Below are 520 nucleotides of genomic sequence, written 5' to 3' on the forward strand. Positions count from 1 at the left end.
ATACAGTACCTTAGTTCAACAAAATAATGGTATGAGCAAAAACGATGAGATTAAAAAATTAAAGGAAAAAATTGAAGAATTGGAGTTTGTAAAAGACTTTCAGCAAGATATTATTGCGGATATGGAAATCATTACTGGTGTCGATTTAGCAAAAAAGTCGTTGCCCAAAACATTAGCAAAAGAGGTAGAACTAAAAAAGAAAAACATTTTAAAACAAAATGGATCTATCAATGTTTTGGGATCTCTAAACAAGCATTCTACAAAAGACGCAAAACACTAATAAAGAAAGAACTAAATGATAAAAAACTAATCTTAATGGTGCAACTGTATCGTAAAAAGGTAGGCTCTAAAACGGGTGGAATTAAACTCTATAATGAACTCAAATCTGAAATAATTGAACAAAACATCAACATAGGAAGAGACAAGTTCTATCGCTTTTTAAGACTCAATAATTTATTAATCCCGAAAAGAAAAAACTACGTAACAACTACCAATTCTAATCATATATTTAGAAAATATA

At 28.8% G+C, this 520-nt stretch carries 2 pseudogenes; both read left to right on the plus strand.

Features of this window, described 5'->3' with window-relative positions:
- Window positions 1–280: pseudogene (locus FP421_RS06745) on the plus strand (helix-turn-helix domain-containing protein); the annotation flags it as partial.
- A gap of 35 nt (window positions 281–315) precedes the next feature.
- Window positions 316–520, plus strand: a pseudogene (locus FP421_RS15205) (hypothetical protein); the annotation flags it as partial.

The sequence above is a fragment of the Polaribacter septentrionalilitoris genome (assembly GCF_009832745.1).
Classification (GTDB): Bacteria; Bacteroidota; Bacteroidia; order Flavobacteriales; family Flavobacteriaceae; genus Polaribacter; species Polaribacter septentrionalilitoris.